Genomic DNA, 8,361 nt, shown 5'->3' with positions numbered 1-8,361 from the left:
TTCTGCTTTGAAACTAATAAACATGAATAATGTTTCTCTAATACTAATTTTACACATTCAAGTTTAAATGTGTAATCATATTTCACTTTTCTTTCCATAAAAATACCCCCAAATAGTGTCTAACTTTTTGGGGGCAGTCTATAAATAGCGGTTTTTTCATTTTATAATCTTCATAATTTAAATAAGTATGCTAATTTTGCGAAATGAACGAAGTAGAAAAATATATTAGAGATATACAAGATTTTCCAAAAGAAGGAGTCTTGTTTAAAGATATTGCAACATTATTGCAAAATCCAACTGCGATGCAGTTGTGCAAAAACCAATTGATAAACTTAATTGGAGATCAAAAAATAGATAAGGTTATTGGAATTGAATCTAGAGGTTTCTTTTTCGGAACATTATTGGCACAACATTACAACGCAGGTTTTATACCAGTTAGAAAACCCGGTAAATTACCTTTTACAACAATCGCTGAATTTTATGATTTAGAATATGGGCAAGATGCTGTAGAAATACATATTGACTCAATAAAAAAAGGGGAACGAGTACTTATACATGACGATGTGTTAGCAACAGGTGGCACCGCAGAAGCAGTTTGTAAATTGGTAGAACGTTTAGGCGGCGAAATTGTTCAATGCAATTTTATAATACAATTAGAATTTTTAAATGGTAAAGATAAATTAGGCAATTACATTGTAAAATCTGCATTAAAATACTAAACAACCTACTTCAAATTTATTATTTCCTTTTTTTGCTGTTGCAAAACTCTAGAAACATTCTTTCTTGGAAATGAAAACTATTTCAATAATTATGGGAATGTTTTTAGTAAAAATTATAATAAAATTTTCATTTTTTAACAAATAAAGTGTACTTTCATCCACCTCCTAATTTTAAAATATTGAAAAACTTACCGTTCAAGCAAAAGAAATTGAGTGGGACAACAATACCATAGAAATAAGTTTGAAACGATTGAAAAAGCTGAAATAAATTGAGAATTAACAATGAATTTGAATTATAAGATATGAGCAACACAAGTCACCACGATGAGCGTATGGCAAAAATGACATTCGCATCGGTATATCCACATTATCTCACAAAAGTCAAAAAAAAAGGTAGAACTAAAGAAGAATTACATTTAGTAATAGAATGGCTAGTTGGTTATGATGAAAAAAAAATGCAAGAACTCATAGAAGAAAAAGTGACATTTGAAAAATTCTTTCAGGATGCAACATTAAACCCCAAAGCTCACCTTATTACGGGTGTTATTTGTGGGTATCGGGTTGAAGAAATCGAAAATTCGTTAACGCAACAAATAAGATATTTGGATAAGTTGGTAGATGAATTATCGAAAGGACGTAAGATGGAGAAAATTTTGAGAGTTACCTAAATAGACTAGCAAGCCAATGATAAATTTATTTAGAAAAATACGCAAGCAACTTGCAAACGAAAACAAATTTCAAAAATATTTCAGATATGCCTTCGGTGAGGTTGCTCTTATAATGATTGGTATTTTTATGGCTTTGCAGTTAAATAACTGGAACGAAAATAAAAAGCAAGAAGCACAATTTAAGGTAATTTTAGAGCAGTTATATAATTCAATTACAGAAGATGTTATCATATTTGAAAAAGCTACTGATGGTTTAGATATCCAAATTAAGTATCTGGATACGATTATTAAAACAGTAGATTCAATTCCTTCACCCGAGTTGCCTTATTATCTCTATTGGTTTTCTCTTGAAAATCAAAACGATCATCATTCGGAAGCAATTTACCATTCAAAAAACTTAATTTATAATCCAAATAATTTAAGACAAAACGAAATAACCAAACAAATTATTAATTATACAACCAGGATTAGCACTGATATAAAATCTAAAAGTGATCCTATTTATCCCAAACTTCAAGAACTTGGTATTGCTTTTCCAAATTCTCAATGGTTCCAATCTGATTCAACATATTATAGTAAAACAGATATAAAAATTCTTCACGATTTAGTAAGATCTCATTCTTTTAGATCTGTATTAAAAACAGTGCAAACTGGAAAAAGTTGGATTAGAGCTACTTTATATAATAGAGCCAATGATGGGAGATCAATTCTTCAATTAATTAAAACCTATTATCCTGAAGTAAAAATATCTTATCAAGATGTTGGTATTATAGGCACTTCTATAAATGGTTTTGATGATGTTGGTGCACATTCTACACCAATGTCCCGAACTAAATACGATGATAATATTTGGGAAATATACTTGCCGTTAAAAGACGGCCTTGTTAAGTTTAGATGTCGTGATAGTTGGTCACAAAACTGGGGAGGATTAACGTTTCCTAAAGGAGAAACTGAATATGACGGTAGTGATATTCCTGTAAAAGCAGGCAACTACCATATTCTTTTAAACTTAAACGATAATACCTACGAATTTATAAAACAGCCCGAATAATGGATGCCCTCAACATTGTTATGGTTATTTCTGTAATCTTGTTTGCAAGATTGGGCATAAGGTTACTATATCAATATAACAAAACTAAAAAAGAAGATAAAAATAAAGACAAACCAAATGATAAAATTCTTTAGAAAAATTAGATAAAATATGATTAAAGAAAAGAATGTCAGCAAGTTTACTTATATAAAAACTAAAATTTTCTGTTTTATTGATGATTTTTGCATTGAAAGGCAATTCATAAACTTTAGAATTATTATAGAACTAAACAGAATCCCTAATTATCAAGAAAATGAATAAAATTTTAATTTGGTCAATAACAGCAGCTTTAGCAGGATTTTTATTTGGCTTTGATACAGTAGTAATATCAGGGGCAGATAAAAAATTACAATTATTATGGGGCTCATCTGATGCTTTTCATGGTGCAATTGTTATGGCAATGGCACTTTGGGGAACTGTTGTTGGCGCTATCTTTGGAGGATTTCCTACCAATAAGTGGGGAAGAAAAAATACATTAATATTAATAGGTATTTTATACACAATCTCGGCAATTGGATCTGGCTTGGCAAATGACCCTTGGACTTTTGCAATATTTAGATTTATTGGAGGCTTAGGTGTTGGTGCATCAACCATTGCTGCCCCTGCTTATATTTCGGAAATTGCACCGGCAAAAGATCGTGGTCGATTGGTGGCTTTATACCAATTTAATATCGTATTTGGAATTTTGATTGCATTTTTATCTAATTATCTTTTAAGTGGAATTGGTGAAAATGATTGGAGATGGATGATGGGCATTGAAGCTTTTCCGGCACTAATTTATACCATATTTATGTTTAGTGTTCCCAAAAGCCCAAGGTGGCTTATATCGAAACTTCGATTTGATGAAGCTAAAAAAGTTTTGGAAATTATTAACCCAAATGAGGATATTGAAAAATTAATGATCGAAATAAAAGAAGAAAACACTAGAGATTTACCAGGAGAAAATATATTTATGAAAAAATATCGTTTCCCTCTTACACTGGCATTCCTTATGGCTTTGTTTAATCAATTATCGGGTATTAACGCTTTTTTGTATTACGCTCCTAGGATATTTGAAGAAGCTGGCTTGGGTGAAAATACAGCACTATTAAGCAGTATTGGCATAGGGTTTACAAATCTTGTGTTTACCCTCTTAGGGGTCTTTCTCATTGATAAACTTGGCCGTAAACAATTAATGTATATTGGTTCTATAGGTTATATTATATCTTTATCACTTGTGGCAATGGCTTTTTTCTTGGGTTGGACAGGAATGGCGGTTCCTATATTCCTATTCTTATTTATTGCAGCACATGCAATTGGTCAAGGTGCCGTAATATGGGTATTTATATCTGAAATATTTCCAAATCATTTAAGAGCTACCGGTCAATCATTTGGAAGCACAACACATTGGCTTTTAGCAGCAATAATACCGGCGCTTATTCCAACATTGTTTTCAACGATAGGTGCAGGAGTCGTTTTTCTTTTTTTTGCAATAATGATGGTGTTTCAATTGATCTTTGTAATTTTCATGATGCCTGAAACTAAAGGTGTTCCGTTAGAAAAGTTAAGTAAAATATTAATTAAAAAAAATGTCTCAACTTCTTAAATATCGAGAAAAATTAAATTTGACAAAAGAATATTTGACTGTCAAGGCAATCTTATATTTTTTGATAAAGAATTTAAAACCTTAAAAGCAACCTTTCGCTCCAAGTATCCTACACCTTTCTTTTTTGCTTTTGTTTCTTTATGGTGATAGGTTGATTAAATAAAGTATTTTAATGATATTTGATAAAAATTATTACTTTTATAAAATTGTAATTCAATGAAACAGGCTATTTTATTTAAAACCCTTATTAATTGCATAATCCCCATAAAATGAAAGTACTTTATTCTCAATTTAAAAATAAATTAAATTTAGTTATAACAAATTTATTTGGAGATGAATTAAGTACAATATTAGAAGAAAGAATTTATAAAGTAGGGTGTATTATAGGGGTCTCTTTTAGTTTTATTAGTCTAATTTGGAATAATTTTATTGGTCTTTCCTTCATTATTAATATATTATCAACTGTAATATTATTTTTTTATTTTACACTTTATTTATTAGCTCGATTTAGAGGACTCTTTTATAAATTTTTGGCGTACATAATAACCCTATTATTATTGTCATTAATTTGGTTTACCATTGGAGGTTCAGAAGGTTCAACACCAATTTTATTTTTTGTTGTAATTGTAGTGTTTTTACTTATTGCTAATACACGTTTTCATTTTTTATATATAATAGTGGCCATTTCTAATTTTATTTTATTAAATATTTTAGAAAAATGGTACTACAAAGAATTAATAACAGAATATATCAGTGAAGAAATTAGAGAACAGGATTTGATTTTTTCATTTATAGTTAGTTCCATATTTGTTTTTATTTTCTTGAAATATTTTAAAAAAAATTATGAAAATGAAATAGTTAGGTCTAAAAACCGAGAAATTGAATTAAAAGAAAATAAATCATTGACTCAAGGTTTTTTTAACAATGCAACTTTAGGTTTGTATCAAACAACTCCAGAAGGTAAAATTTTAACAGCAAATCCTGCTTTAATAAAAATGTTAAAATTTGATTCGATAGAAGATCTTCAACAACTAGATTTATCAAAAGGTAATTATGTAGATCCTTTAAAACAGGTTGCCTTTAAACAGTTAATTGCTGAATCTGGTGAAATATCGGGATATGAATCTGAGTGGTATACAAAAGCTGGTGATGTAATTATTGTTAAAGAAGGAGCGAGAGTAATTAGAGATAGTGAAGGAAAAATAGTTAGGTATGATGGTGTTATAGAAGATATAACAGAAACTAGGAAAAGTGAAGCAACATTGCGAAAAATGAATAAAGCAATTAATAACTCTAGTGATGTAATTTTTATGACAAATGTTGAGGGAATTATAACATTTATAAACCCTCAATTTACAAAACTTTATGGTTATACTGCCGACGAGGTTGTTAATAAAACAACACCTAATATTCTTAAAAGCGGAATGCAACCAGATCATTTTTATGAAAAATTTTGGAAATTATTGCTTCACAAAAGAAGTATAAAAGCAATCCATATCATTAATAAGGCTAAAAATGGAAGGTTTGTCAATATTGAATCTTCTGTTGACCCAATTCTGGATGAAAATGGCACTATTATAGGTTTTTTAGGGATTCAAAGAGATATAACAGAACGCAAAAAAACAGAAACCGTTCAAAGTATCATTTTAAATATTGCAACTGCTTCTCAAAAAGAAGATAATCTAAATGCAATAATGCGTGTTGTTCAAAATGAACTAGGCAGAATTGTTGATACCAAAAACTTTTATGTGGCACTTTATAATGAAGAGAATGATTCGATAAACAGAATCTTTTACCAAGATGAAAAAGATGAAATTATCAATTTCCCAGCAAGTAAAACGGCTACCGGACTGGTTATTAAACAAGGAAAATCATATTTACTTAAAAAAGAAGAAACCAATAGGTTAGAAAAAGAAAATCAAATTGATGTTGTTGGTGAAATCTCAAAAGTTTGGTTGGGAGTACCTTTAATTGTTAAAGGAAAATCAATAGGTGCATTTGTTGTTCAGAGTTATGAGAATGAAAATGCCTATAATGAGAACGATAAAGAGATATTAGAAATTATTTCACATCAAATAAGTACTTCAATTGAACGTCAGCAAAGTGAAATAAGACTGAAAGAAACTGAACAGAAACAGCGTAATATTTTAGAAAAAAGCACGAATCTATTTTATTCACATGACATTCATCATCAATTAAATTATATGAGTCCTCAAGTCAAGGAAATTCTTGGTTATGAAGTGGAAGAGGTATTAATTAAATGGCCTGAGTTAATTACAGACCATCCTATAAACGAAATAGGTTTTGAGAATACCAATAAGGCTATAAAAACTGGCATTACTCAACCACCATTTGAACTAGAGCTTAAACGAAAAGATGGTCATAAAATTTGGGTTGAGGTAAGAGAGGCTCCAGTTGTTAAAAATGGTAAAACGGTGGCTATTGTAGGATCTTTAAATGATATTACAGAACAGAAAAGAGCAAATGAAATTCAAAATATTATTTTAAATATTGCTAATGCTTCTCAAACATCGTTAGATTTAGGCGAAATAATGCAGTTGATTCAAAAGGAATTAGGGCGAATTGTAGATACTAAAAACTTTTTTGTTGCAATTTATAATGAAGAAAATGATACCATAAATTTACCTTATTCTGAAGATGAGAACGATGAAATGGTTGATTTCCCAGCAGGGAAATCAATGTCTGGCTTAGTTATTAGAAAAGAAGTGTCGTTGTTGCTGAATGAGAAAGAAATAACCAAACTTTTAAATGAAAATGTTATTGAAATGATAGGTGTATTTCCAAAAGTTTGGTTAGGTGTGCCTTTAAAAATAGAAGGAAAAGTAAAAGGTGCTTTTGTAGTTCAAAGTTATACAGATTGTAATGCTTATACTGAAAAAGATAAAGAAGTTTTAGAAATCATTTCACATCAAATAAGTGTAACCATAGAACGTAAACGTAACGAAGCAGAACTTATTAAAGCTAAACTAAGAGCCGAGGAAAACGATAAATTAAAATCAGCATTTTTGGCTAATATGAGTCATGAAATTAGAACACCGATGAATTCAATTTTAGGTTTTTCAGAGTTGTTGATGGATCATAATCTAGCTGATGAAAAAAAGGATAAATACCACGAAATTGTAAATTCAAGTGGTAAACGTCTGATGAATTTAATTAATGATATCATTGATGTATCTAAAATAGATGCCAAAGAGTTGAAATTAAACCCGTCAGTATTTAATCTCAATAAACTGATAGACCAACTACAACATCAATTTTTAATTTCGCCTAAAAACAGAAATACGGCAATAAATATTGTAAAAGGGGTAGATGAAAGTGAAAGTTACGTAGTTTTAGATGAAACTCGTTTAGCACAAGTATTCTCAAATCTGTTAGAAAACGCGCTTAAATTTACCAAAAATGGCACGGTAGAATTTGGTTACACTGTAAAAGAAAATGAGATATTTTGTTTTGTTAAAGATTCAGGTGTAGGTATTAATAAAAAGGATCATTTTCATATTTTTGAACGTTTTGGTCAGTCAGATAATGAAATCTTAAAAGTTAAAGAAGGTTCAGGTCTAGGGTTGTCTATATCAAAAGGTATTACAGAATTGTTTGGTGGCAAAATATGGGTAGAATCTGAACCTAATAAAGGGGCAACCTTTTATTTCACCATTCCTAATAAATTTGTTCCTCAAAATGATAAAAGCACGAATGTTACCAATGATACTATTTTAATTGAAAATAATATTATTAAAAATATACTGATTGCAGAAGATGAAGAATCTAACTTTTGGTTTATAGAAGCTGCTTTAGAGGGTCAACCCTTCAACCTGATTCATGTTTTAAACGGCAAAGAAGCAGTTGATGCTATGCAAAGCAATAATAACATTGATTTAATCTTAATGGATTTCAACATGCCAATTATGAATGGGATAGAAGCAACTAAAGAAATAAGAAATACTAATGCTACAATTCCTATTATCGCTATTACGGCTTATGCCATGAAGGCAGATAAAGAAAAAGCACTGGCAATTGGTTGTACCGATTACCTCTCAAAACCAGTATCAAGGGAGTTACTGCTAGAAACTATTAATAAATTTATAAATAATTAAAAATTTGTATTAATATTTTACCAAACGGGTTATAAATATTATTTTTCTGATTGTCCGTTTTCTATCATAACCCTGTAATGCTTGCTATTACTAGCCTATCGAATAATTTTTCTTCAAAATATCTTCTGTTAAGCTTATAAACGAACTCATTTAGGTACAATTGAAGATATTTTCCTTTAATTTT

Annotated in this window: 5 protein-coding genes and 1 pseudogene; 5 read left to right on the top strand and 1 reads right to left on the bottom strand. The window is 29.7% G+C overall.

The window, feature by feature from the left end:
• Window positions 1-203: 203 nt before the first annotated feature.
• The 5 genes from Q8S45_RS07615 to Q8S45_RS07595 all read left to right on the top strand — a co-directional run bounded on the left by Q8S45_RS07615 (window position 204) and on the right by Q8S45_RS07595 (window position 8,177).
• Window positions 204-719 carry an adenine phosphoribosyltransferase gene (locus Q8S45_RS07615; protein ID WP_305603170.1) on the top strand — a complete coding sequence of 172 codons (516 nt, stop codon included), beginning with the start codon at window positions 204-206 and terminating at the stop codon, window positions 717-719.
• A gap of 302 nt (window positions 720-1,021) precedes the next feature.
• Window positions 1,022-1,387 carry a DUF2200 domain-containing protein gene (locus tag Q8S45_RS07610; RefSeq protein ID WP_305603167.1) on the top strand — a complete coding sequence of 122 codons (366 nt, stop codon included), beginning with the start codon at window positions 1,022-1,024 and terminating at the stop codon, window positions 1,385-1,387.
• A gap of 16 nt (window positions 1,388-1,403) precedes the next feature.
• Window positions 1,404-2,438, top strand: coding sequence for a DUF6090 family protein (locus Q8S45_RS07605; protein ID WP_305603164.1), 1,035 nt, complete (start codon window positions 1,404-1,406; stop codon window positions 2,436-2,438).
• Between the two features lie 292 nt (window positions 2,439-2,730).
• Window positions 2,731-4,062 carry a sugar porter family MFS transporter gene (locus Q8S45_RS07600; protein WP_305603161.1) on the top strand — a complete coding sequence of 444 codons (1,332 nt, stop codon included), beginning with the start codon at window positions 2,731-2,733 and terminating at the stop codon, window positions 4,060-4,062.
• A gap of 269 nt (window positions 4,063-4,331) precedes the next feature.
• Window positions 4,332-8,177 carry a PAS domain S-box protein gene (locus tag Q8S45_RS07595; protein WP_305603158.1) on the top strand — a complete coding sequence of 1,282 codons (3,846 nt, stop codon included), beginning with the start codon at window positions 4,332-4,334 and terminating at the stop codon, window positions 8,175-8,177.
• A gap of 64 nt (window positions 8,178-8,241) precedes the next feature.
• On the opposite strand, the pseudogene Q8S45_RS07590 reads toward Q8S45_RS07595, so the two are convergent.
• Window positions 8,242-8,361 (bottom strand): annotated as a pseudogene (locus Q8S45_RS07590) (IS1595 family transposase); the annotation flags it as partial.

Origin of the sequence: Lutibacter sp. (assembly GCF_030692605.1) — a bacterium.
Lineage (GTDB): Bacteria > Bacteroidota > Bacteroidia > Flavobacteriales > Flavobacteriaceae > Lutibacter.
Note: the sequence above shows the minus strand (reverse complement) of the source record. Positions and strands in the feature narration are given on the sequence as shown.

Excerpts from the sequence above, each read along its gene's own strand:
- Q8S45_RS07615 (WP_305603170.1), top strand. The coding sequence starts at position 204 with ATGAACGAAGTAGAAAAATATATTAGAGATATACAAGATTTTCCAAAA.
- Q8S45_RS07610 (WP_305603167.1), top strand. The coding sequence starts at position 1,022 with ATGAGCAACACAAGTCACCACGATGAGCGTATGGCAAAAATGACATTC.
- Q8S45_RS07605 (WP_305603164.1), top strand. The coding sequence starts at position 1,404 with ATGATAAATTTATTTAGAAAAATACGCAAGCAACTTGCAAACGAAAAC.
- Q8S45_RS07600 (WP_305603161.1), top strand. The coding sequence starts at position 2,731 with ATGAATAAAATTTTAATTTGGTCAATAACAGCAGCTTTAGCAGGATTT.
- Q8S45_RS07595 (WP_305603158.1), top strand. The coding sequence starts at position 4,332 with ATGAAAGTACTTTATTCTCAATTTAAAAATAAATTAAATTTAGTTATA.